The sequence below is a fragment of the Planktothrix prolifica NIVA-CYA 540 genome (genome assembly GCF_963864145.1).
GTDB classification, from domain to species: domain Bacteria; phylum Cyanobacteriota; class Cyanobacteriia; order Cyanobacteriales; family Microcoleaceae; genus Planktothrix; species Planktothrix agardhii.
The window spans coordinates 1,808,868-1,833,503 of the sequence record NZ_CAWLTW010000001.1 but is presented as its reverse complement, the minus strand read 5'-3'; the positions used below and the strand labels follow the sequence as shown (position 1 = coordinate 1,833,503).

Sequence of the window (24,636 nt, the reverse complement as noted above, 5' to 3'; positions counted from 1 at the left end):
CGCCCTGCCTCCCCTGCTCCCCCTGCTCCCCTAACATAATGTCTATCCAATGGTATCCCGGTCATATTGCTAAAGCGGAACGAACCCTTCAAGAACAACTGAAACGGGTGGATGTGGTTTTGGAGGTGCGAGATGCTCGTATTCCTCTGACGACCCATCATCCTAATGTTCCACTGTGGGTAGGAAATAAAATGAAAGTGCTGGTAATTAACCGCATGGATATGATTCCCTCCCATATTCAGAGACAGTGGGAGGAATGGTTTGAAGAACAGGGGGAAACGGCCTATTTTACGAATTCTAGGCTGGGCAATGGAGTGGATGCTGTGGCGAAAGCTGCCCAAGTCGCGGGGGTACAAATGAATGAAAAACGCGCCTCAAGGGGGATGTTACCCCGTCCGGTGCGGGCGGTGGTGATTGGTTTTCCGAATGTGGGAAAATCGGCATTGATTAATCGGTTATTGAATCGGCGAATTGTGGATAGTGCTAGACGGGCGGGGGTGACTCGTCATTTGAAATGGGTGAGAATTTCCGACAGTCTGGAATTATTGGATGCTCCTGGGGTAATTCCGACTAAAATCAAAAAAGAGGAAGATGCGTTAAAGTTAGCAATTTGTGAAGATATTGGGGAAGCTTCTTATGAAAATCGACAAGTTGCTACGGTCTTAATAGAGTTGTTACAAGATTTTAATTTACAACATTTGTTGGTTGCCCGATATCAATTAGAGTTTACGGCTCTGAATGGAGATGTCTATTTACAGGAGTTGGCAGAATATAAGCATAAAGGAGATATCGAAAGAACTGCCCGTCAAATGTTAAATGATTTTCGCAAGGGTTTATTAGGAAATATTGCCTTAGAGTTACCTCCTAATCGTTAGTTTTCAGTCAATTTAAAGCATGAGTTGATAGCCATGACATTTTCTGATAGTACAGAAGTTGCTGCTCAAAATCAGACCGCCATTGTTGTTGGTGCTGGCCCCACGGGAACCCTAATGGCATTAATTTTAGCCCAGATGAACTGGAAAGTTTCGGTTTATGAGCGCCGAGATTCTTACTCCCAATTAGATAATACTCAGAACAGACGGAGTTATAATATTGTCCTATTTTCGCGAGGTCTAAGGGCTCTGAAACAAGCCGGAGTTACTTTACCAACGGAACAGATAGTTGTTCTCAAAGGTAATATTAGACTACGCGAGGGGATATGTAGCAAACATTGAGGTATTTGATCTGAATTGCGATCGCCAAATATTTATTTTTAAATCAAAGTTGATTTTTTTTTTCAACACTGATAGAATATCTGTAAAGCCCCCAATCAATAAAAAATTGAGCGAATTATGAACGGGCAAATCTTAAAAGGTCGTTACCAGATCGTCAGAGAACTGGGAAGTGGTGGACAGGGGATAACCTACCTGACAAAAGATACTCAACTCTCAGGAACACCAGATTGTGTGGTGAAACAACTGAGACCTGCTGATCCCAAAACTCTCGACCTAGCTAGACGTTTATTTAAACAGGAAATTAATGCTCTTGGACAACTGGGAGATCACCCCCAGATTCCTCGTTTGTTAGATCACTTTGAGGAAGGGGGCGAATTTTATCTCATCCAACAGTATATTGCAGGCCATCCCCTTAGTCAAGACATAGTGCCGGGTCAACCTTGGTCAGAAAATCAAGTTAATGGAATGCTGCGAGAGCTATTACCAATTCTTGATTTTATTCACAGCAGAGGTGTGATTCATCGGGATATTAAACCTAACAATATTATTCGCCGAAGTTTCGATCAGAAATTAGTCTTAATTGACTTTGGTTCCATCAAGCAAGTGATTTCTCCTGAATTGATTGTCACTCAACAAAACCAAGTTAAAACTACCGTAGTTGTTGGGACTGAAGGTTATATGCCACCGCAACAAAAGCAAGGCAATGTGTCTCCATCTTCTGACTTATATGCACTAGGAATGATCGGGATAGAAGCTGTTACGGGAATCAGTGCGATTGACTTACAAATGCAATATTCTGATCCCCAAACAGGTGAGATTATATGGAAGCATTTCGCACCCCAAATTAGTGATCATCTAGCCAGTATTCTTAGTAAAATGGTAGCTTATGTTCCGGGTAATCGCTATCAATCTGCAAAAGACGTAGAAAAAGACTTAGGTATTGATCCTAATGATCCTAATCCTAGCCAATGGAAATGCGTGCAAACTATAAGAGGACATAAAACCAGTGTTAATCATCTGGTTCTAACTTCAAATAGTGAGCAATTCGCCAGTGCTAGTGATGATAATACAATTAAGTTATGGGAAGTAGCGAGTGGTAAATTAATTCGCACATTTACTATTATTCCAGGATTCATGAAGCCTGATTCAACTTATTACAAGTGTGTGGCAATCACTCCAGAGGCTAATATTTTGATCAGTGGTAGCTTAGATAACAAGCTGAGGTTATGGCATCTACACCAAGGCAATTTGATTGCTACGATTAATGCTCACAAAGATTGTATTAACTGTATAGATCTTCATCATGATGGTCAAACTCTAGTTAGTGGAAGTCGAGATAAAACGATTAAAGTTTGGCATTTAGGAACTCGCGGTCTACTCAAAAATTTGCTAGGTCATACTAACTCGGTTACGGCTGTTGTAATAGCACCTGACGGTCAGACAGTTATTAGTGGTGGTCTTGACAATACTGTGAAAATTTGGAGTTTGCCCAATGGAAAATTACTATTCAATTGTACTGGACATTTAGATTGTGTGTGGGCGATCGCTATTTCTCCTAATGGTAAGACGGTTGCTAGTGGGAGTAATGATGGCACAATTAAACTATGGAATCAGGAAACAGGTAATTTATTAAAAACTTTGACCATAAATACTAAGGTAAATAGTATTGCGATCGCACCGGATAATGTTACGTTAATTGCAGGTTTGAGAGACGGTAACATTAAACTTTTTAATTTACAGACTGGAGGAGAAATTTTTACTGCTTCTGAGCATTCAAAATCAGTAAATTGTTTAGCTTTCAGTCACAATCAACAAACTATCATTAGTGGTTGCGGTGATGGCATGATAAAAATTTGGCAACCTTTATCTTAGTTCATATTACCTTATTAGGAGATCCGACATGACCAACTCTAATCAACAATACTCTAACGTTTTACCTGTTGGAAAATTTTGCTTTTTATATATTATTACTTTTGGACTTTACCAAATACCTTGGTGTCACAAGCAATGGAAATTTCTTAAGGAAAAAGATGATTTGAACATTAATCCTTGGCTTTATGCTTGGTTTTTTGGGTTTACGATATATAGTCTCGCTAAAAAAGTTTTTCATCTAGCTGAAAAGGAAGGATACCAAAACAGACCATCAGCAGGCGGAATAACAGCATTGTATTGGTTTTTTATTGTGTTGTCAAATTTGTTTCTTCTGCTTGGTTACCTATCTTTGATTCCCTTAGTAAGTATTTTAAAAGCTGTTAATTACTATTGGGAACAAGAAGAAGGAGGAAGACTGATGATTCGAGAAGGTTTTACAGGAGGACAAATAGCTTGGATTGTTTTTGGTGTACTTTTCTGGTTACTGTTCTTAATTGGACTGTTTTCCCAAGCATAATATTGGAGTGATCGTTATCTAATTTTACTCTTACATCTGGAGTGATCATAGTCCATAGCGGTCACTGCATTGACTATTCTTCAAAAAGACATGATTAACGAAATTTTCCTATCAATGGTTAAAATTTATGTCTGAAAAATTCACTAAACTTTTACAAAAAATTGATTCAGTTGAAAAATTTGTCAATGCTAGAGTTAAACAACAAGGAAGATTTAGTCAAGTTAGGGACAACTTAAGAAAACTGACTCAAACCTTGCAAACTGGAAAACTGCGAGTTAATATTGTCAGTCGGTTTCCGGTACAGATGATAGCAATGGGAAATTTTATCAATCACTATCCTAGTTTATCATCAAGCTATCAGTTTAAAATAATTCCTATCCCCCAAGCAACAGAAAAAACTCAAACGCTCCAATTAGCACAATTAATTTTACAACCTTCTGTCACCACCGGACAACAACCCACATCTTACAAATTATCTCTGACTGAAACGATCTCCCTGGGTCGGGGAAGTCAATGTCAGATCAGACTTTATGAATGTGGTTTAGTCAGTAACTATCATGCAGAAATTATTCCGATTTTGACTTCAGGAAATCTTCAACCCAGTTGGGAAATTCAGGATAAAAGTACAAATGGAACTTATGTCAATGGGGAAAAGGTATTAGGGAAGAAACAATTAAAAAAAGGCGATCGCATTACCCTGGGTTATCATAAATTAAGCTTCAAAAGTCCTGAATTAATCTTAAATTTTCAATCCTCAGAAACTAAAGTCACCCAACCTCCCCAATATGATCAACTCTGGACTAACTGCGATCTTCTCTGTTTCGTGTTAAATCCCTCCCAACCCATCACGGAATCTGAACAACAATTAATTGAAAAAATAGCTCAAACCCAGTTATTTAAGTTTTTCATCGTTTGGGATACATCAACAGAAAATCTCCAGTTTTCACAACTGAATAGTCAGAATATTAAACTTTTAACAGAATTGATTAACCGTCAAAATAGTAGTCAGCTTTCTGTTATCCAAACTTGTTTACCTTTACAACCCTTTTATCCCAATTTTTACAGCAGTTCAGCAGAAATTTACCCAAAGAATGAATATCATCTGTTTTGTCAAGTTTGGGAAAATTTACCGAATCAGCAAACAGAAGATATTTTGAAAGAGAGAGTGAAAGCAGAGTTTATTAGCCAAATTTCGTTAATTGAAAAAGTAATCAATGATCGAAATACTCAATTAAAAACCCAAATCAAAGAAATTGAAACTACTGGATTAGCGTCTCAAAGTATCCCTCAATTCCAAAAAAAAATTAATTTGAAATTACAGGAAATTAGTCAATATAAAAACAAGATTATTAACGAAATTAAACTGTCGCATTTTCCCCAATCTAAAGACCGTTTTATTAATCCAATGATTAACGATAGTCTGCTGCATAAAATTCAATGTTTGGTAGAACAAGAATTGGAAGTTAAAACACAAGGGAATCAATTAAACGTACAGTTACCTTCAGCAACTTCTGGTTTTCCCATCCGAGAAAATGAAACTCTGCATGATTATTTAATTCGTTTTTGTCAATCCCAAGTCTGTGAATGGGCAAAATTAGAATGGCAAAACATTCTCTGGGTTTATGCAGAAGGCGGTTTACAAACGTTCCTTCAAAGAAGTCAAAACTCGCTCAAATTGGTTCCGGGTTATCCAGTAAACCTATCATCTCATCACAATTTTGAGGTGGATAAATTGTTGGAAGATGAGTATATAAAACCGACTGATTCACATCAAAATTCAGCCAATGGAGGAATTGCTAAACTGGCGATGGATGTCGTCAGAATAGTAATGTGTGGAGGAATATCTGTAGTTAGGGTAGACCCTATTCCTCTGATGATGGGGGTGATGAATTTAGCGGGTGGAAATCTGGCTTTTTTTCAAGGTAAAAAAATACAACAGGAACAACAAATAACAGCTTTAAAAAGAGAATTATCTGGACATTATAAAGCGATCGCTAGGTCAATGGTCGAGAAAGTTTCTCTGAATATTATTTATCATCTGACTGTTACTGATCAAGCTCTCACTGACACAATTAAAAAAGAGGTTGAACGGATATCATCTGATTTAACTCAAACAGAACAAAAGTTCAAACAATATCAAACTGAATTAGCTAATTTACAAAAAGATCAAGCTGAACTGTTGAAAATCCTTAAGGGGGAATCTGCATGATCATCAGACATATCTCTGTTTTATGGATAGTTCTTATTTTAACTAATACTTCCTAATTTTAAAGGAAGTTAACTTATAAACCCGGTTTCTTAAAGAAACCGGGTTTATTGAGTTGGCAAAAGTGCAAAATATACTGATTTTCATTAAAATATTAAAAAATATTAATATAACTAAAAATCGTTGATGACTTCTAAAATTGCTTACTATAATAGGAGACAGTTAATTGAGGTAAAAATCTGTATGACTTATTCTGGAGATGTAGAAGCTTCCACAGATTTAGAAAGCGGTAATTACACGGGTATTGCTTACGATACCAATACTGATGGTCAGTCTGATTATGTTGAAGTTGATACCAATGCTGATGGTGTTGTTGATCTGATTATTGGTGACACTAATTATGATGGAATCATGGATACAGCTATAGCTGATACTGATTATGATGCTGTCCCTGATATTGCTTACGTTGATACGGATAACGACGGCACTTTTGATGTCAGTATGGTCAATTTTAGTGTTGAGAGTGAAACTACTGTACCTGAAGATACTTCGATTACAGAAGCAGCAGAATCATCGATCGCTCAACTCTAATTTAACGATATCGCTAATAGCAAATTGCCTTGAAATCTATCTCAAATCCTAGACATATTCTAGGCAATTCTTTGACTTTTTCAAATCATAACTTAATTCAAACTGGAGGATCAAGAATTATGACTTATTCAGGTTCAGGTGACCACGAAGTCGGTTATGACCTTAATACCGATAATCACAATGATGTTGTAGTTAATTATAAAGATTGGGATGGTGATGGAATCTCCCATGCTGTTTCAGTAGAAGTTGATAACGATTTAGATCAGAAAATGGAGCAATTCATTGAATTAAATCCAGGGAGTGGTGAGGTAATTTCTACAGGAATTGATCTCACGGGAGATGAAGTATCTGATGTTGTGTACACTCCTGATGGAGATATCCAAATGGCAGATTTAAACACCGATGGAGTATCGACTCAGGAAGAAATGGCGATAACTCAAGCCGCTATTGATTATTTAGATGTATAAGCATCAAAAATAACGGATTTAGGACTGATGCAAAAACCGGGTTTCTTCTCCAGTAATGGATGATTATACTAATTCGGTGAAAACAATGCAATACTTCTGCTTCCCCCCGGTAGAGACGTTGCAGACAACATCTCTACCGGGGGGATTTTTTAGCAATCATAATTTTATTTCATATAAACATGATTCAAAAAAATCCCAAAGATTTTTATATTTGGCTATTTTGGCTAACAACAACTCTGATCCCCCTAATATTTGCTTTGGATAAACGTTGGCGTTATCAATATTCAGATAAAACCGGAATCACCACTGTTATTATCATTTTATTTATTGTATCATTAGTGATCAATATTATCAACACAATTAGAATTTTTATAGAATTTTCAAAACTCAAAAATTCACAAGGATTATTTAAGGAACATATCACAACTTTAGAACGTGCTGCCCAGGGTAAATTATCAATTTCTCAGGATTTTTCATTAATGATTATCGAAAATCGACTCCTTAGACAAGAAAGTTGGGTACAGTTATTTGCTAATTTATCAATTACTTTAGGAATGATTGGAACAGTTGTTGGACTTACCTTATCGATGGAAGGACTATCAGAAGCAATGGGTAGTATGACCAATATAGGTTCAGAGAGTGGGGGTAATCTCAACGATCCTGCCATTGGATTAAAACAAGCACTATCAGGAATGTCCAGTGCATTTATTACAACATTAGCAGGTGCAGTTTTAGGAGGATTTTTCCTCAAACTCCTGAGTCACTCAACGATTAATTTAATTGAAGATTTAATCGATCAGATGAGGTATAAAGCAGAACTTGAAATTATTCCTAAATTACAGCAACAAATCTGGGAGAAAGATGTCAGGAATTTATCAGATGCTTATCAAAATATGAAAACTTTTATTCAATCCTCATCTCAAATCGATCAATCTTTAAGAAAATACAATGAAACGATGTCACAAGCATCTGAAAAATTATTATCTATTTCTAGTAACTTGAATCGAGAAATATTTCAATTACAAATATCTAGTCAAGTTCAAAAACAAGAAAATTTAGAAAAGCTCCTGAATCAAATAGTTATTGTATTAAATGTCATTCAAAAATTAACTTATATCTTAATTGGCTGTATTTTTATATTCATAGTAATTTTTGTTTTATCTTTGATTAATTAAAACCATGAGAAGAAGACCAAAAAGAGCAAATGAAAGTACAATATTTGAGTTGATATCAGATATTGCTTTATCAAGTTTGGGATTATTTTTAATTTTTTTTGTAGTTTATACATTGATTTTTAATTCCGTCTCTGTCACCCAAATTCAAAAATCAAATAGCTTAAATATCATTATTTCTCAATTAAATCAAGAGAAATCTCAATTAAATCAAGAGAAATCTCAATTAAATCAAGAGAAATCTCAATTAAATCAAGAAAAATCTCAACTTATAGATCAAAATCAAGAGTTAACAAAAAAGCTAGACAACGCTAATGACCTTGCTGAGAATGCCGAACAGGAAAAACAGTTAGCGATCGAAAGAAACTTGTATACAGGATATTATGTAGGTGAGTTTGAGGGTAAATTTTATTACAACGGTTGCAATAATGATTATGAGATCATTCAACAAGAACATACATTAATTTACTTGCAAACATCAAACACAATGATTGACTCAACTAAATCCGAAAAAGGAACCATAAGTTATCGGATTAATGGAACTCTGCAAGGAAATACTTTTACAGGTGAATATGCTAATTATTCAAGAACAGAAAATATCGAAGTTTGTGATAGAGAGCAGGTGATGAATCAGCAGATATTTATTGATTTTTTTAGTGATCGCTTAGAGATGTATAATTCACCCAATGATCCAAAATTTGTTTTAAGAAAAACTGGATAGCTCTTAATACTTTTATACAGATAAAAGTTTGACTACAATTTGACAAACCGGGTTTTATCATATCTCACCCATAGCATCAATAAACTTCTTGGTGCGCTGATCGCTTACGCACCCTACAGATCGTTGAATAAAGAGACTATTGATCAAATTCAATAAAAATCAAAAAAGCATATACTTTAATCAATAATTACCCCCGATAAAAATTCATATACAAATCGTTACAAAGTTGAGTACAATACAATTATTCACGGATAAGTATTTGTTCTTACTGTCATGATGGCGGATCAATTTCCCTGGCTGACTACGATAGTCCTATTCCCACTCCTTGCTTCAGTGCTAATTCCTGTACTGCCTGATCAAAACGGCAAACAGTTGCGCTGGTATGCCCTGGGTGTAGGCATCGCCGACTTATTATTAATGTGCTATGTCTTCTTGAAGTATTACGATCCCAGCAGTGCAAATTTCCAACTGGTGGAAAAGTTTCCCTGGGCGCCGCAATTGGGTTTGAACTGGGCCGTTTCTGTTGACGGAATTTCCCTTCCCCTGGTACTTCTGGCTGGACTGGTTACAACTCTATCTATTTTTGCAGCTTGGCAGGTAGACCAAAAACCTCGTCTGTTCTACTTCCTGATGTTGGTGCTGTATTCGGCCCAAATCGGGGTGTTTGTGGCTCAAGACTTGCTGCTGTTATTTATTGTCTGGGAACTGGAATTAATTCCGGTGTACCTATTAATTTCCATTTGGGGCGGGCCAAAACGCCGTTACGCCGCAACTAAATTTTTATTATATACGGCCGCTGCCTCTTTATTTATCCTGGTGGCTGCCTTAGCAATGGCCTTCTATGGCGGTGGCCCCTTAACTTTCGATATGGTGGAACTGGGTCTGAAGGATTATCCTCTCACCCTAGAATTATTTACTTATGCCGGGTTATTAATAGCCTTCGGCTTGAAATTGGCGGTTTTTCCCCTACATACTTGGCTCCCGGATGCCCACGGTGAAGCCTCGGCTCCGGTTTCGATGATTTTGGCTGGAGTGCTCTTAAAAATGGGGGGATACGGTCTGATTCGAGTGAATATGGGGATGCTACCCGATGCCCATATCTACTTTGCCCCGATTCTGGCAATTTTAGGGGTGGTTAATATTGTCTATGGTGGCTTAAATTCCTTTGGCCAGTCGAATATGAAGCGCCGCTTGGCCTATTCCTCTGTGTCTCACATGGGGTTTGTGTTGCTTGGAATTGCCTCCTTTACGGATATTGGGGTGAGTGGAGCATTGTTACAAATGATCTCTCACGGTCTGATTTCGGCGGTGCTGTTCTTCTTGGCGGGTGTTACCTATGACCGCACCCATACTCTGGCTTTGGATGAAATGGGTTATATCGGTAAGGCGATGCCCAGGGTGTTCACTCTATTTACCGCCGGGGCGATGGCATCTATGGCCTTACCTGGGATGAGTGGCTTTGCTAGTGAGGTGTTGGTGTTTATTGGAATTAGCACCAGCGATATTTATAGCACGACTTTCCGAGTGGTGATTGTGGCTTTGGCGGGTGTGGGATTAGTTCTGACCCCGATTTATTTACTGTCAATGCTGCGTCAGTTATTCTATGCCACGGGTGAAGCGCCTGCTTGTATGTTGGGTAATGCAGGTTCACAAAATTCTGATGACCAAGAAGCGGTTTGTTTTGGAACCAGTTGTGTACTGCCCTCGGAAGCTACTTTTAGTGATGCTCGACCCCGGGAGATGTTCATTGCTGCGAGTTTCCTGGTGCTGATTGTGGGAATTGGGTTATATCCTAAACTGGTGACTAAGGTTTATGACGCCACAACCGTTGCCCTGAATACTCAGATGCGGGATTCTTATGCTCAAGTGGCTAAGGCTAATCCTGATTTGTATGCTAAAGGGTTTATGGCTCCTCGGATTGCTAAACCGGAGGTGGCTTCGGTTTCGGGAATGTTGAAATAGATAGAAACCGGGTTTCTTTTAGAATAAGCGATCGCTTTGATTGAAAAAGGCGATCGCTTATTTTATAGTTAGGGTTGGGGTTAATTTAACCACAAAGACACAAAGACACAAAGGAGTTGTCAAGACTAATCTGCCGATTGCTATAGAATGTTTTAATATTTAATTGAGGGAGTAGGAAAATCAATTGCGTTACCGTTTTTTATCGTTAATTATCTTAGTATTAATATTTTTGACCAGTTGCAGTCCCAAGGATGTAGACACAATATCTGATTCTCAACCGCAATCCATTCAGGGACAGATTTTAGTTTGGCATTCCTTTGAGGACAAAATCAAGGAAATTATGCAAGATTCCTTGAATGATTATATGCAAATATATCCTAATGTTAGGATTGTTAGTGAATATGTTCCCAATGATCAATTAGAGCGGCAATTCCGCCAACAAGTTAACAGAGGTTTGGGGCCGGATTTTATCTTTACTGTTTCTGGGGTGATTCCGAGTTTAGTTCAGGATAATTTGATTCCGGTGATTCAAGATTTTGATTTTTCTGGTTATCTTCCTACGGCGATTAGTCATGTTCGCTATCAAGGAAAAATGTATGGTATACCCACCTCGGTGATGACTCAAACTCTTTGCTATAACAAGAAGAAAGTTAAGTTACCGCCTAAAACTTTAACTGAACTCTTGCAACAAGCAAAGATGGGTTACTCGGTGGGGATATGGTCTAATTTTGTAGCTACTTTTTGGGGGGTGCAAGTTTTTGGGGGGAAATCTTTTGATCTCCAAGGTAATTTTGTTTTTGATCAAAATAGTTGGGCAAAATGGATGGAGTGGCTAAAAATTGCCCAAAATGAACCGAATATGGTTTTTAATGATGGTATTGAAGGCTTGGAACAGGGGTTTATTAATAACCAATTGGCCTATGTTTTTTGTGATTCTTCGCGGTTTCCCAAATATAGCCAAGGGTTAGGAAAAGATAATTTGGGTGTTGCCTTATTACCAGGGGAAGATAACAACCCCGCCGGGCCTTTTCTCTATTCCCGTGTGATTTTGTTTAATCAAATATCGAGTCCTAATCAACAAAAATTATCCCTACAATTGGCTCAATTTTTTACAAATCCAGAACAAACTCGCAAGCGGTTAAGCCTCCTAGAAGGCTCTTTTATTCCGGCTAATAACAATGTTAATGTTAATAGTCGTTTGTTTCCTCGACAATCGATATTAGTTGAGCAAGCTAAAACTGCAATAGCAATTCCCCTAGATCAAGTTGAATTAGCGCGGGTTTGGGCGAAGAGGGGTGATAGTTTATATCCTCAAGTATTAGGGGGAAGTATCGCTGCTGAAGATGCTGCTCATCAGATTACTGAAACTGTTAATCAGAAATCAAGTCAACCTTAAAAAAAATCCGATATGTCTAATCAACCCAATTTAACATTTATTGTTGATCAAATTACTAAACTCTTGATTTTTTTGAATCGCTCTCCGGTACAAATTCAATTGTTGGTAATTTTGATCTCGATTTTAGTCAGTCATAGCCTATCCTATTGGGTCGGTAAAAAAATCAAAGCAAATTTTCCACAACTAGCAATTAATCTAGCCCAAGAAACAACTTTAGCTCCCTATTGGTGTGGATTAATCTTAATTCCTGATTTAGCGGGTCGGGGATTTAGCTTAATTGTATTAAATTTATTTCACAATTTATTCATTAATCAAGGATGGATTGCCGGAATTTTAACGATCGCAATTAATATTTTATGGGTTTATCTATTTTATCGAATTTTTATCGTTAGTTTATGTCTATTTATTCCGATTAATCGGGTTAAAGAGTGCGATTTCTATTTTTTTAGACCGATATTTATTTTATATGTTTTGAGAGAAATTTTAAGTTTATTTGTAGATTTTGATCAACTTCTGCAAGTAGTGGTGATTAATTTATTTGGCAGTTCAGTCACCATAGGAGCAATTTTAATTAGTACCGTGGGGTTATATTTATGGATTGTTGCTGTCAATATTTTACAATATATCCTTTGGCAGACTATTATTAATAGCACGAAACTTGATCCGGGTGGTGCTCAAGCCTCTTTGATTTTAATTCGTTATTTTTTAATTACTTTCGGAGTTGTGATTGTTATTGGATATCTAGGATTTAATTCTACAACATTTGCTGCAATTACGGGCGGGTTATCTGTCGGTATTGGCTTTGGGTTAAAGGAAGTATTTAGTAATTTTATTAGTGGGATATTTTTATTGTTTGAAGGTTCGTTAAGACCGGGAGATATTATTGAAATTGGGGGAGAATCCAGTGAAGTTAAAAAAATCAGTATGCGAGCGACAACGGTACAAGTGATAAGAGATAATTCAGAAAAAATTATTCCGAATCAAATCTTTTTTACCCAAGAACTTAAAACCATGACGGGTAGCGATCGCCGGGTGCGAAAGTCTTTAATTGTGGGAGTCAGTTATGATTGTGACCCGCAAAAAGTGATTGAGATTTTGTTAGAAATTATCTATAAACATCCCGAAACTTTAAATGATCCGGCCCCTTTGGTTAGTTTTATTAATTTTGGAGAATCTAGTTTAGATTTTGAGATCACAGTCTGGTTAGCAACTCCGACTGGAGGGAAACGAATTATGAGCGAAATTGCTTGTGAAATTTGGAAAGTTTTTGCGGAGAATAATATTGAAATTCCCTACCCTCAACGGGATTTACATATTCGCAGTGATATTAGAAAGGAAGTTGATTGAAAAAACTTGTTTATTTAGGGTTAAAATGGAATAATTCAGATTAGAAAGCCGCCAATAACATGACCAGTTCTAAACGTCTCATCGTGGGTATTAGTGGGGCTAGTGGTATTATTTATGCGGTGCGTCTGTTGGAATTGTTGCGGGAAACCGATGTGGAAACCCATCTGGTTGTTTCTCGGGCGGGAGAAATCACTAGAGCCCATGAGTTGAATATAGATAGTAAACAACTTCACAACCTGGCCAACGTCAGCTATCCTATTGGAGATGTGGGAGCCGCTATATCTAGTGGTTCGTTTCGGACGATGGGGATGGTGATTCTTCCCTGCTCGATGAAAACCTTGGCTGAGGTGGCGACGGGAGTGACAAGCAACCTCCTAACCCGGGCGGCGGATGTGGTGCTCAAAGAACGTCGTCGGTTAGTGTTAATGGTACGGGAAACCCCTCTCCATGCGATTCATCTTAAAAATATGTTATCTGTGACCGAATGTGGGGGGATTATTATGCCTCCGGTTCCTGCATTTTATACGATGCCGGAATCCATTGATGAAATGGTTACAAATACGGTTTGTCGGGTGCTTGATCTTTTTGATATTGATGGGGGTCAGATGAAACGCTGGGAGGGAATTAGTAATCAGTAATCAGTGTAGAGACGTGCCATGGCGCGTCTGTACCAGTTATTACCCATTACCTATTACCTATAGCAATCCTATTTGAGTTGTGTTTAAAATCCCTGATCAAAAGGGAACACCGGAACAGCCCCCCCAAAACCCCGGTGCACGGGGGTTTTGGGGGGAGGGATCTGGGGTAATACTTCTGGCCGTTTCATATCAGTATTGAAATGTTACAACCTATTTAGGATTGCTATATTACCCATTACCTATTAACTATTACTCACTTAACAATTATAACTTTTTATCTTCAATGCCAATTTCTTTGCCTAAATTTCAGTTAATGTGGATTAAGATTGTTCGGAAAAGTCGGCGTCCGATTCCGATCCGAACGGTTTTGATTATACCTTTTTTACTGCAAATTTTTGGGGCGGTTGGGATTGTGGGATGGTTGTCTTTTAATGCAGGACAGAAGGCGGTCAATGAGGTGGTGAGTCAATTACAAAATGAAATTAGTGCTAGGGTTGAACAGAATTTAGAAGCCTATTTAGCTATTCCAGAAAAGATTAATCAAACTAACTTAAATTTACTTCAGTCGAGAATTTTAACCTTTCAAGACCTAACCCAGTGGGAAAAATATCTTTGGCGACAGGTACAAATTTATCCTGATATTAACTTTATTAAAATTACTAATGCCGCTGGACAGGAACGCACGGGGGAACAGTTGGGGGATGGGTCTTTAAGAATTAATGTGATTGACAAATTCACTAATTTTGACTTCTATTCCTATAAGACTGATTATAAAGGCGATCGCACCGAAGTTGCAACCATTGTTAAAGATTTTGATACCCGAAAAGGTGTATGGTATAAAGATGCAGTAAAAGCCGGAGATGCGACTTGGAGTTCGGTGTATTTATCGTTATTAGAACCGACTCTATTAATGAGTGCTTTGCTTCCGGTTTATAATCCTCAAACCCGAGAAGTTCAAGGAGTTTTAAATACCGCATTACGGTTAGATGAAATTGGAAATTTTTTAAATCGATTAAAGGTAGGAAAATCAGGACAAACCTTTTTAATTGACAGTGATGGCACATTATTAGCCACTTCTACTTTAGAAAAACCCTTTCTAGTAGTTAAGGATGATAGACAGTTATTTGCGGCAATAAAAAGCCAAAATCCCTTAACTCAAGCCACCGCAAAATATTTAAGCAAAACCTATACTAATCTCAAGGATATTAAGCAAGGAAAAGAACTAGAATTTACTTGGAATCATGATCGTTATTTTGTCAAAGCGTTACCTTTTCAAAAGGGCAAAACCGTTAATTGGTTAATTCTTGTAGTTGTTCCTGAATCCGATTTTATGGAACAAATTAATGCCAATACTCGCACCACTATTGCTTTATGTAGTTTAGCATTATTGGGAGCTACATTAATAGGATTATTAACCGCACAATGGATTGTAAAACCGATTTTACAGTTAAATATTGCCGCCAAAAAAATTGCCCAAGGAGACTGGGAACAAAAAGTAAACCTGAAACGGGAAGATGAATTAGGTCAGTTAGCTAAATCTTTTAATAGCATGGCCAAACAGTTAAAAGAATCCTTTACTATTTTAGAAGCCAAGAATGAAGAACTGCAACATTTAGACCAATTAAAAGATGAATTTCTAGCCAATACTTCCCATGAATTACGAACTCCTTTAAATGGAATTATTGGCATTGCTGAATCTTTAATTGATGGGGCGACGGGAGATTTATCCCCCCAAACTAATGGTAATTTAGCCATGATTGCGGCTAGTGGTCGCCGTTTATCGAGTCTAGTGGGTGATATTTTAGATTTCTCTAAGCTGCGCCACCAAAATATAGAACTGGAACTGCGACCCCTTGATATTAGGGCAATTGTGGATGCGGTTTGTATTTTGAGTCAACATCTAATTACGCATAAAAATTTACATATTATTAATCGGATTTCGGTTGATTTTCCCCTAGCGGAAGCTGACGAAAATCGGTTACAACAAATTTTCTATAATTTAATTGGAAATGCGATTAAATTTACCCCAGAAGGCATCGTAGAAATTTCAGCCATCATTTTAACTAAAGGCAATAAGTCTCAAATTGCAATTACAATTTCTGATACGGGAATTGGGATTCCTACTAATAAATTAGACCGAATTTTTGAATCCTTTGAACAGGGAGAAGGGTCAACTGCTAGAGAATATGGCGGCACCGGATTAGGATTAACTATTACTAAACAATTGATTGAATTACATAGAGGTGAAATTACCGTTGAATCGGAGGTGGGTATCGGTTCTCGATTTACGTTTACCCTGCCCATTGCTGAAAATGCAGTTAAAACGCCGACGGAAAACCGAGTAAAAAATCCACTACAACCTCAAGAAATTAATACCTTATTATCAATTAATTCTAGTTTTGTTCAACCCCAAATTAATCTTTCTTCGGAAGTTATTAAGATTCTGATTGTTGATGATGAAGCCGTTAATCGTCAAGTCTTATTTAATAATCTTTCATTAAATCAATATGCCGTTTTTCAAGCCAGTAATGGCGAAGAAACCTTGGAATTAATTGCTAAAGGACTCAGACCTGATGTGATGTTATTGGATGTAATGATGCCTAAAATGACTGGATATGAAGTGACTCAAAAACTGAGAGAAAAGTTTAATGCCACGGAATTACCGATTATTTTATTGACGGCTAAAACTCAAGTTCAAGATATTGTTACAGGGTTAAATATGGGCGCAAATGATTATATGATGAAACCCTTTGCTAAGGATGAACTTTTAGCCAGAATTAAAACCCATGTTAATATTAGTCGCCTACAAACGGAAAATTTACGGTTAGCAACGGAATTAGAAGTAACTCGTCGTTTACAACAAATGATTCTACCTAGACCGGAGGAACTCGCAGCTATTCAAGGAGTAGAAATTGTGGGATTTATGGAACCTGCGGAGGAAGTTGGCGGAGATTATTATGATGTTTTAGAAACCGATGGTGTGGTGACATTGGGAATTGGAGATGTCACCGGACATGGTTTAGAAAGTGGGATTTTAATGTTAATGACTCAAATGGGAATTCGCACCCTCACGGAAATTAGAGAAACTAACCCTATCCAATTTTTGACTATTCTTAACAGCACTCTTTATAAAAATATTGAACGGATGAATGTGGATAGAAACTTGACTTTGGTACTATTAAATTATTATCAAGGATTGTTAACTATTAGTGGACAGCATGAGGAAATTTTGATTGTTCGTTCTGATGGTAATATTGAACGGATTGATACGATGGATTTAGGTCTTCCGATTGCTTTAGATGAAAATATTACGGAGTTTATTAATTCCGCAACCGTCGAGTTAAAAACCGGAGATGGAGTGGTTTTATATACCGATGGAATTACAGAAACCTTTAATGTTGATAGACAACAGTATGGACTTGATAGACTCTGTGATGTTATTTCTGAAAATTGGCAACACCCGATAGAAGATATTAAACAATCTGTGATTAATGATGTTTTGACATTCCGAGGAAAAGAAAAACAGTTTGATGATATTACCCTATTAATTTTGAAGCAAAAAGCATAAATTCATAGTTGTTGCGCTTCAGCGCTCCATATTTGTTGTTGCGCTTCAGCGCTCCATATTTGTTGTTGGGATGAATGCCCCTTTATGGAGCGCTAAAGCGCAACAACGAAATTTTGTATTGATGACCCCCTACTGATTATTTTTCAACTTGATTGTTAATTAACCTTTGAATACTGGCGATAGTCGGGTTAAATTCATATCCTTTTTGTTGGGGATTTTGTAAATAGGCTTTTTGTTCTTCTTCTATCATTAAAACATCCTGTTTAACCAACCCATCTAATAGTTTTTGGGCGGAACCAAAACATAAATTTTTGACAAATTTTCTGAATTTTATAGGCAGTTTATGGAGTCGCCAAAAGGCATTTAATGAGGTAAAATGAATTAAATATGCCTTGGTTTCTGTTAAACTAATCGGACAGAATAAACAATATATTTTAAAATAGTCTCCCAAAGTAGAAACCCAATGGGGATAAATATAACTAACCGTTAAAGGTTCAGGATGAAGTTGTCTTAAACCGGAAAAAAATAGCTGGGAAATTGACCAAATTTTATCAATTTTATAATAACTTTTAGCTTGATAGTAAGCATCAACTCGGTTTTCATCTGCTTCTATCTTGTCTAAAATAGCATCCGTCCATGCTTGTAAATCTTGATGTAAATGTCCGTGGTACATATCCATTAAATTCTCAATTAAAAAGGAAAAATGTCCTTGATAATGAATAACTGAAACCGTTGCAATATAATTTAGATTATCCCATTCTGGAATTGCTAAGGGTTGAATTAAATTAGGATTATCCCCAGGAAAAAGCCAGATAAAACCATCTAATTCTTTAACTGAATATTCTCGGATTTTACAATTTTTAGGTAATTTTTGGTTATCCTCTAAATAGGGAACTTTGACACATTCTCCCTGAGAATTAAATTGCCAACCATGATAAGCGCATTCTATATAATCTGATATGATTTTACCATGACTTAATTTAACTTGTCGATGGGGACAGCGATTTTCCAATGCTTGAATTTTGCCTAAACTATCCCGAAATAAAACAATATTTTGATTCCATAATTTTACTTCCAGGGGTTGAGTTTTGACTTCATGAATTGCTGCTACAACATACCAATGATTCGGGTTTATTCCTGACTGTCGAATATCGTTGGTTTTTGATGTTGTATTGGATAATTTTTCTTGATTCATATTAACCTGGGCGATTTCAATCGCAGCTACACAAACAAATTCCGCCTACGCGGAATTAAAGTAATATCAATTTTATATCTTTAAAAATCCTTCTGGATTTACAGAAAAAAGCGGTCGTTTTTGCAAACCCTCCTGATATAAAATTTCATTTGCTGCTAATAATCCACTACTAACAGCCCTTTCCATTAAACCACAGGGAAAGGGCATTTTTACCCAATCTCCCGCAAACATTAAATTAGTAACCCCAGAATTTGTAGCCGGACGATTTGCATAACTTCCGGGGGGATATCCGGCAAAATTTTTCTGATTGACTAATTCTCGATGTAATAGGGTAGCTAATTTTAATTCGGGGACAATTTCATAAAGTTCCTGTTCAAAAGTTATTAATAAAGCTTCTTGTGTGGGAAATTGCGTTTCTTTATAACAATAAGCATGAAGTTCTACCACAGTCCCCCCAGTTTCTTTATACCATTTAATATATTCCTCTTGAATACGATGATAAAGGGTAATACTATCGGTTAAATTATAACCTGATAAAGAGGTAAAATGGCTATATTCCCAAGGGAAATCTCGGTCAAACCAAAACCTACAAACTGCAAAGGGGTCAGCGACTTGTAGTTGTTCAATTTGTTGTTTCACCTGTTGATTGATTTCCCCATTCATCAAGGTAAATAATCGTTGCGTCCCAGGAATATCCGTCGCTAATACATAATAATCTGCCTGGATATTATTTGTAATAGATGAATTTCTGGTTATATTATTAATACCAACTAACTTAACTTGATTATCCTGTCTTTCTATTACCTGATAATTTGGTAAATCTCGTTGTGCTGGGCCAGAAATTACCTGACCTTTTTGATTAAAAACTGCCCCATGACAAGGACAATGAAAATATCCATCTTCTGCCATTTGTACCGTACAACCTTGATGGGTACATTGCAAAGAAATAGCTTGATTATTCTCTCCAGATACCGCATAAATATCATCTCCAGACCCAAAATATTCTAAACAGTCACCCCCGACCAATTCCTGATATTCACCCCCGCTTACCAAGGGGGGGCAGGGGCAGGGGGGGTCAATTAATGATAGAATTGGATTATATTTTACCCAAAATGGAACTGAATTAATTTGATTACCTTGAAAATAACTAATAGAATCAATTTTTCCTTGATTCCAGTTAATATTATTCACGGTAACATCGGTTAAAACTTCTCCTCCTTTTTGTTGAATTGCTTTAACTAAAGGTTGGACTAAACTGGTTCCCATATCTTGACAAGTTCCATTAAAAGCCAACCCTTCAGGATTACCAAAAAAATAGAAATGGAAAAACTGCATCAATTCCCCCACACTCAATTTATCCGGTGCATTTAAACTCGATTTAGCAAAGGGAAGAAAATATAAATCATACAAACCTTGAGGGAAATCTTGACTCACCCAGTCCGCCACAGAAATGTCATCCAAACGTTGAAAACTATTGGGAATTTTAAACCCACCAATTTCTCTAAATACTTTCCAATGATTCAAATGAGTCAGATTAATTCCCCAGTTTAAACGATTAGCAGAAGAGAACCCTAAATCCACCACATTCCAAGGAAATGCAGACCGACTAGGACGGAATATTTCCGGTTGATATTGGTTATTTTTAAAAACCACGGCATAGGATTCTAATGATTTAAAATTATCTTCAATTTGGATTTCTTTAACTAAGGATTTTAAGTTATAATATTGGGGAAAGAACCCATGAAAACCATGTTCCATTTTAAAGGTTTTATCACCTATTTTAATATCCCAACTAGCAATTTTACCGCCCAATTGGGGAGATTTTTCTAATAAAGTAACTTTAAATCCCCGTTGACTCAATTCATAAGCACAGGCTAATCCGGCTAATCCTGCACCGACAATTACAACGTGCTTAGGTTGGGTTAAAAATTGGGGTAAATTCAGGATATTTGGCTGGAAAATTGTTGGTTCAGGTTTATGGAATCGAGAATAACCTAAGAGTCCACCAACAGAACTAATTCCTAATAGTTTAAGAATAAAACGACGAGAAACATTAGAATTTTCAGAAGGATTAAATAGTTCAGTCATGGATAAAATAAACTTAAAATTTTAAAGCCAGATTATTTTCTAATCTACGAAGCGATGACGCTCACCGTATAATGATTATATCAATTTTGTAGCTATTGGCAAATTAATTATTATTAACATAAACATGATGTTGTATGTTGTTGGGCTTTAGCCCTCAAGATTGCGCTGAAGCGCAACAACAGCGCAACAACAGCGCAACAACGGGATTTTTTTTTATTTGTTGATAAAAATATAAAATTTTATGGTATAATCATGAACAGATAATTTTTTAGATCACTATAAATGGCAATAGAAATTGAACGAAAATTTTTAGTTCAGGGGGATGAATGGCGATCGCTTGCAGTGGGAGAAACCTATCGTCAAGGCTATATTGCTAATATCAATGGTCGCACGGTGCGGGTGCGGGTCGTAGGAAGTCAGGGATATTTAACGATTAAAGGGCTAACAACAGGAAGTAGTCGGGCAGAATTTGAGTATGAAATACCCGTTGATGATGCTCAAGAATTATTAGAAACATTATGCGATCGCCCTTTAATTGAAAAAACCAGATATAAAATTAATATCGGGGATTTAATTTGGGAAGTTGATGAATTTTGGGGAGAGAATCAAGGATTAATCTTAGCAGAAGTAGAACTAGAAACAGAAGATCAAAATATTAATATTCCCCATTGGATCGGAAAAGAAGTCACCTCCGATCCTCGGTATTATAACTCCAACTTAGTTAAAAACCCCTTCAAACCGTAGTAAGCCCTTCAGGGCTTCCCTCTTTTCTTTCTTTTCCCGTCTCCAGGCTCTATGACTATTTTTCCATATTCTATATTGCGATTTTAATGCTCAGGTTTATCTATTAAAACAACTAGATATAGTCGCGCGTGGGACTCAGAAACCCTGTTTCTCCACAAATCTCTCGGTTGAGCAACAAAGATTATGACAGAAACCGGGTTTCTACTGTCAAATCTTATTGATAAATATCCCAACAACCGACTATTTTTTCCCCTCTTTCCTCTTTTTCGGCTAACTCTAGGTTGAGTTTTAATAATTTCTCTAAAAGATCATCATCGGGATTAAATCCATAAGCTTCCATTGCTAATTTATCTATTTGTTGATGGAGTTTATACAGTTGACTACTAGACTCAGTAAAAAAATTGTTGTATAATTTGGTGATTCCCCATTGTTTTTTCTCCATTTGCTCTGTCCGATATTCATGGAGTTTAATCATGGTTTCTCTAATTTTTTCAACTATTTTTTTAGTCGGTGTTTGCGGAAAGGGGAAGGTTTCAAAACAAGTTGTATTAGTATAGCGGGTATCTCCTTTTAAAGTTGAACTTTGTGCTTTTACCCAAATACGATGAATATTTGAGGTTAATATTCCTAATATGTAAAAATCCTCGGATGCAATAATAATATTTAAGTCTCCAGGAAGCCAATTAATTTCAGCAGGAATAAATATCGCCCATTTTGATAGCCGAGGAAGTGAAAAATAATAGGATAAATCCTTAATTGCTTTTCTCATTGTTAATCTTTTACCTTCATATTGCCACCAATATTCTTTTAATTTATTGTTGCGATTATTCGTTCTTTCTTCTGGAATAGTTTGTTTTAATCTTACCAAAGGTAATTCATAATCACTCGCTTCTTCCAAACTCATATTATCAAAATCAATAATCCATCTATCAGGTTTTCCATGAGGAAATTTAGCTAAATTTGTTCCCATAGAAAATAATTTTAAAACATCTTTATTTTTAATATCTTTTTCAAGCCATTCTTGAACTTCTTTTTCAGTAACAATAAACCCTTTTCCATTAGGAATTACACCTTGAAAACAGTGATTAAGATTTGCTTTTAAAGTTTTAGCTTGGGTTACATCAGTTAAACAAGTCAGAGAAGAATTAATAAAATTAACGGGTTTATGATCTAAAAAATAAGTATCAGGTTTGATTTTACACCAATTCACAATACTAACATGAACTGCGGCTTCTCCAGACCATTCTTGAGTTGAAATGGCTTCGTGAATATAACCGTTATTTTCATTGATATAATCTAAAGAAACCTTGCGACTTTTCCCTTGACTAATTGAATTAGTCGCAACTAAACCAACTCTGCCATTATTATCAATATTATCATGGGCTAATCTAAACCAATAACTGCAAAAATCCACATCTTTAGGGTATTTTTCAAAGAGATGATCGACATAATCATCTCCTAAATTTAAACGAATATGTTTACCTCCTAAAAAGGGCGGATTGCCAATAATAGCATCGGCTTTTATCCAAGCATTAAAAAGAGCATCTTTACAGACAATATTATCATCTAAAGTATCTAAAGGTAAAGAATTTTCAGTTAAATTAAACTTATCAATTGCCACCTTACGCGCTATCATTAAAGTAACTCTAGCTAACTCCACCGCAAAAGGATTAAGATCCATTCCATAAAACTGATGGGGAGTAACAAAACTGATCTGTAATTGATCAATATTGGTAGTTTTTTTACTCATAATTTTATCAATTAAAAGCTGTTCAATGCGTTTTAATTCTTGATAAGCAATATAAAGAAAATTTCCACTCCCGCAAGCCGGATCTAAGACTTTATAATTGAGTAAGTCTAGCTGTAATTGATATAATTGCTTAAGGGTATTTGCACCTTCAATACGCTCCTCCCAATACTGACTAATAGTAGGGCGAACAATGTTCATTATATCACTTTCTGAAGTATAATGAATTCCGTAGGAATGACGGTCTTTTTTATTAACCGAGCCTTCAAAAATATTCCCAAAAATTGCGGGTCTAACCTTACTCCAATCCTGCCTCGCAGCCACATCTAAAAATTCTAATTCTTTCTCAGTTAAATCAATTGGATAAATCGTAGAAAATAGTCCACCATTAAAATAATCTACACCTTTATAACGCCCAGCCGGAGTAATTCCGGTTTGATTCATTTCTCTAAATAATCCCCCAATGATATCATAGGAGCTTAGTTTATTTTGGAGACAATCTTGTACACAAGCAATAAATAAATCTTGAGGTAATAATCCCCGATCTTCAGCAAACATGGCTAACACACATTGTAAAATAAAGCGTTGAGCGATTAATTCAGAATTGGTTTGTTTTGATAATCTTTGCTGTAAAGTTGTAAATAATTCCCCCATTCTTCGCGCCGCAATTTCAGTAATTTCTACTTGATTATTTCTAAAAACAGGAGTCCGATTTCCCAACTCCATAAAAGCAAAAGCACTCGCTCTTTCTACTAAATTAATCAGAGCGACTTTATCAACAGGTTCATCTAATTGATTATCAAAATCAAAAATCCAAAATTCATCAAAATTACAAAGAATCACATAACGAGGGCGATTAGGTACTAAACGTTGCCAATAAGCAAAAGCTTGGGCATAATGTTTATTAAGATCCTCACCCCGTTGTTTCATCTCAATTAAAACTTTAGGTTTCCAAATTAAATCAGCAAAACCAGTTTTACCTTTTTGACTCCCTTTTTTAATCGCTTCCTCATATTTTGCTCCCGCTTCTAAAGCACCCTCATAACCAAATGCTTTAAAAAAACGATCTAAAAAAGTTTGTGCTTCTTTTCTTTCCTGTCCTGTGATATGTTCTTTACAGAAATCAATAAATTTTTGTAAACTTTCCGGTGTTGCTGACATTTGACAATCCTCGCTCTTTTAAAGTGTCTT

At 36.4% G+C, this 24,636-nt stretch carries 18 protein-coding genes; 15 read left to right on the top strand and 3 right to left on the bottom strand.

The window, feature by feature from the left end:
• Window positions 1-38 precede the first annotated feature (38 nt).
• The 14 genes from ylqF (at window position 39) to AC559H_RS08375 (ending at window position 17,671) form a co-directional block, all read left to right on the top strand.
• Window positions 39-875: a ribosome biogenesis GTPase YlqF gene (gene ylqF / locus AC559H_RS08440; RefSeq protein WP_026794288.1), complete on the top strand. Its 837-nt coding sequence runs from the start codon at window positions 39-41 to the stop codon at window positions 873-875.
• Window positions 876-908: 33 nt separating this feature from the next.
• On the top strand, window positions 909-1,214 hold the full coding sequence (locus AC559H_RS08435; protein WP_026794287.1) for an FAD-dependent oxidoreductase: 306 nt from the start codon (window positions 909-911) through the stop codon (window positions 1,212-1,214).
• A 117-nt stretch (window positions 1,215-1,331) separates the two neighbouring features.
• Entirely contained in the window at window positions 1,332-3,086 is a 1,755-nt protein-coding gene (locus AC559H_RS08430) for a serine/threonine-protein kinase (protein ID WP_026794286.1), read from the top strand.
• A 28-nt stretch (window positions 3,087-3,114) separates the two neighbouring features.
• A complete protein-coding gene (locus tag AC559H_RS08425; RefSeq protein WP_036834162.1) occupies window positions 3,115-3,603 on the top strand; it encodes a membrane protein in 489 nt (162 codons plus the stop codon).
• Window positions 3,604-3,730: 127 nt separating this feature from the next.
• Window positions 3,731-5,812, top strand: a complete 2,082-nt coding sequence (locus AC559H_RS08420) for an FHA domain-containing protein (protein ID WP_026794284.1) — start codon at window positions 3,731-3,733, stop codon at window positions 5,810-5,812.
• Between the two features lie 240 nt (window positions 5,813-6,052).
• Window positions 6,053-6,400 carry a hypothetical protein gene (locus AC559H_RS08415; RefSeq protein WP_051319868.1) on the top strand — a complete coding sequence of 116 codons (348 nt, stop codon included), beginning with the start codon at window positions 6,053-6,055 and terminating at the stop codon, window positions 6,398-6,400.
• A 119-nt stretch (window positions 6,401-6,519) separates the two neighbouring features.
• Entirely contained in the window at window positions 6,520-6,867 is a 348-nt protein-coding gene (locus tag AC559H_RS08410) for a hypothetical protein (RefSeq protein WP_026794283.1), read from the top strand.
• Window positions 6,868-7,046: 179 nt separating this feature from the next.
• Window positions 7,047-8,042 carry a MotA/TolQ/ExbB proton channel family protein gene (locus AC559H_RS08405; RefSeq protein ID WP_026794282.1) on the top strand — a complete coding sequence of 332 codons (996 nt, stop codon included), beginning with the start codon at window positions 7,047-7,049 and terminating at the stop codon, window positions 8,040-8,042.
• Between the two features lie 4 nt (window positions 8,043-8,046).
• Window positions 8,047-8,760 carry a hypothetical protein gene (locus AC559H_RS08400; RefSeq protein WP_026794281.1) on the top strand — a complete coding sequence of 238 codons (714 nt, stop codon included), beginning with the start codon at window positions 8,047-8,049 and terminating at the stop codon, window positions 8,758-8,760.
• A 273-nt stretch (window positions 8,761-9,033) separates the two neighbouring features.
• Entirely contained in the window at window positions 9,034-10,722 is a 1,689-nt protein-coding gene (locus AC559H_RS08395) for an NAD(P)H-quinone oxidoreductase subunit 4 (RefSeq protein ID WP_026794280.1), read from the top strand.
• Window positions 10,723-10,951: 229 nt separating this feature from the next.
• A complete protein-coding gene (locus AC559H_RS08390) occupies window positions 10,952-12,118 on the top strand; it encodes a sugar ABC transporter substrate-binding protein (RefSeq protein ID WP_148292300.1) in 1,167 nt (388 codons plus the stop codon).
• A 12-nt stretch (window positions 12,119-12,130) separates the two neighbouring features.
• Window positions 12,131-13,465 carry a mechanosensitive ion channel family protein gene (locus tag AC559H_RS08385; RefSeq protein WP_026794278.1) on the top strand — a complete coding sequence of 445 codons (1,335 nt, stop codon included), beginning with the start codon at window positions 12,131-12,133 and terminating at the stop codon, window positions 13,463-13,465.
• Window positions 13,466-13,524: 59 nt separating this feature from the next.
• On the top strand, window positions 13,525-14,103 hold the full coding sequence (locus tag AC559H_RS08380) for a UbiX family flavin prenyltransferase (protein WP_026794277.1): 579 nt from the start codon (window positions 13,525-13,527) through the stop codon (window positions 14,101-14,103).
• 283 nt (window positions 14,104-14,386) lie between these two features.
• Complete coding sequence (locus AC559H_RS08375; protein WP_052349583.1) at window positions 14,387-17,671, top strand: SpoIIE family protein phosphatase; 3,285 nt, start codon at window positions 14,387-14,389, stop codon at window positions 17,669-17,671.
• Window positions 17,672-17,807: 136 nt separating this feature from the next.
• Here AC559H_RS08375 and AC559H_RS08370 read toward each other — a convergent pair whose 3' ends face one another.
• On the bottom strand, window positions 17,808-18,866 hold the full coding sequence (locus tag AC559H_RS08370) for an aromatic ring-hydroxylating dioxygenase subunit alpha (protein WP_026794276.1): 1,059 nt from the start codon (window positions 18,864-18,866) through the stop codon (window positions 17,808-17,810).
• Between the two features lie 72 nt (window positions 18,867-18,938).
• Window positions 18,939-20,954, bottom strand: a complete 2,016-nt coding sequence (locus AC559H_RS08365) for an FAD-dependent oxidoreductase (protein WP_026794275.1) — start codon at window positions 20,952-20,954, stop codon at window positions 18,939-18,941.
• A gap of 282 nt (window positions 20,955-21,236) precedes the next feature.
• On the opposite strand from AC559H_RS08365, the gene AC559H_RS08360 reads away from it, so the two are divergent.
• Window positions 21,237-21,698, top strand: a complete 462-nt coding sequence (locus AC559H_RS08360) for a CYTH domain-containing protein (protein WP_026789208.1) — start codon at window positions 21,237-21,239, stop codon at window positions 21,696-21,698.
• A 214-nt stretch (window positions 21,699-21,912) separates the two neighbouring features.
• Here the strand turns inward: AC559H_RS08360 and AC559H_RS08355 are convergent, their stop codons facing one another.
• Window positions 21,913-24,606 carry a DNA methyltransferase gene (locus tag AC559H_RS08355; RefSeq protein ID WP_026794274.1) on the bottom strand — a complete coding sequence of 898 codons (2,694 nt, stop codon included), beginning with the start codon at window positions 24,604-24,606 and terminating at the stop codon, window positions 21,913-21,915.
• Window positions 24,607-24,636: the final 30 nt, after the last annotated feature.

What these genes read in the sequence shown, in the direction of transcription:
- AC559H_RS08400 (WP_026794281.1), top strand. Translation starts at nt 8,047, where the DNA reads ATGAGAAGAAGACCAAAAAGAGCAAATGAAAGTACAATATTTGAGTTG.
- AC559H_RS08365 (WP_026794275.1), bottom strand. Translation starts at nt 20,954, where the DNA reads ATGACTGAACTATTTAATCCTTCTGAAAATTCTAATGTTTCTCGTCGT.
- AC559H_RS08370 (WP_026794276.1), bottom strand. Translation starts at nt 18,866, where the DNA reads ATGAATCAAGAAAAATTATCCAATACAACATCAAAAACCAACGATATT.
- AC559H_RS08430 (WP_026794286.1), top strand. Translation starts at nt 1,332, where the DNA reads ATGAACGGGCAAATCTTAAAAGGTCGTTACCAGATCGTCAGAGAACTG.
- AC559H_RS08355 (WP_026794274.1), bottom strand. Translation starts at nt 24,606, where the DNA reads ATGTCAGCAACACCGGAAAGTTTACAAAAATTTATTGATTTCTGTAAA.
- AC559H_RS08425 (WP_036834162.1), top strand. Translation starts at nt 3,115, where the DNA reads ATGACCAACTCTAATCAACAATACTCTAACGTTTTACCTGTTGGAAAA.
- AC559H_RS08420 (WP_026794284.1), top strand. Translation starts at nt 3,731, where the DNA reads ATGTCTGAAAAATTCACTAAACTTTTACAAAAAATTGATTCAGTTGAA.
- AC559H_RS08380 (WP_026794277.1), top strand. Translation starts at nt 13,525, where the DNA reads ATGACCAGTTCTAAACGTCTCATCGTGGGTATTAGTGGGGCTAGTGGT.
- AC559H_RS08415 (WP_051319868.1), top strand. Translation starts at nt 6,053, where the DNA reads ATGACTTATTCTGGAGATGTAGAAGCTTCCACAGATTTAGAAAGCGGT.
- AC559H_RS08435 (WP_026794287.1), top strand. Translation starts at nt 909, where the DNA reads ATGACATTTTCTGATAGTACAGAAGTTGCTGCTCAAAATCAGACCGCC.
- AC559H_RS08405 (WP_026794282.1), top strand. Translation starts at nt 7,047, where the DNA reads ATGATTCAAAAAAATCCCAAAGATTTTTATATTTGGCTATTTTGGCTA.
- AC559H_RS08410 (WP_026794283.1), top strand. Translation starts at nt 6,520, where the DNA reads ATGACTTATTCAGGTTCAGGTGACCACGAAGTCGGTTATGACCTTAAT.
- ylqF (WP_026794288.1), top strand. Translation starts at nt 39, where the DNA reads ATGTCTATCCAATGGTATCCCGGTCATATTGCTAAAGCGGAACGAACC.
- AC559H_RS08375 (WP_052349583.1), top strand. Translation starts at nt 14,387, where the DNA reads ATGCCAATTTCTTTGCCTAAATTTCAGTTAATGTGGATTAAGATTGTT.
- AC559H_RS08395 (WP_026794280.1), top strand. Translation starts at nt 9,034, where the DNA reads ATGATGGCGGATCAATTTCCCTGGCTGACTACGATAGTCCTATTCCCA.
- AC559H_RS08385 (WP_026794278.1), top strand. Translation starts at nt 12,131, where the DNA reads ATGTCTAATCAACCCAATTTAACATTTATTGTTGATCAAATTACTAAA.
- AC559H_RS08360 (WP_026789208.1), top strand. Translation starts at nt 21,237, where the DNA reads ATGGCAATAGAAATTGAACGAAAATTTTTAGTTCAGGGGGATGAATGG.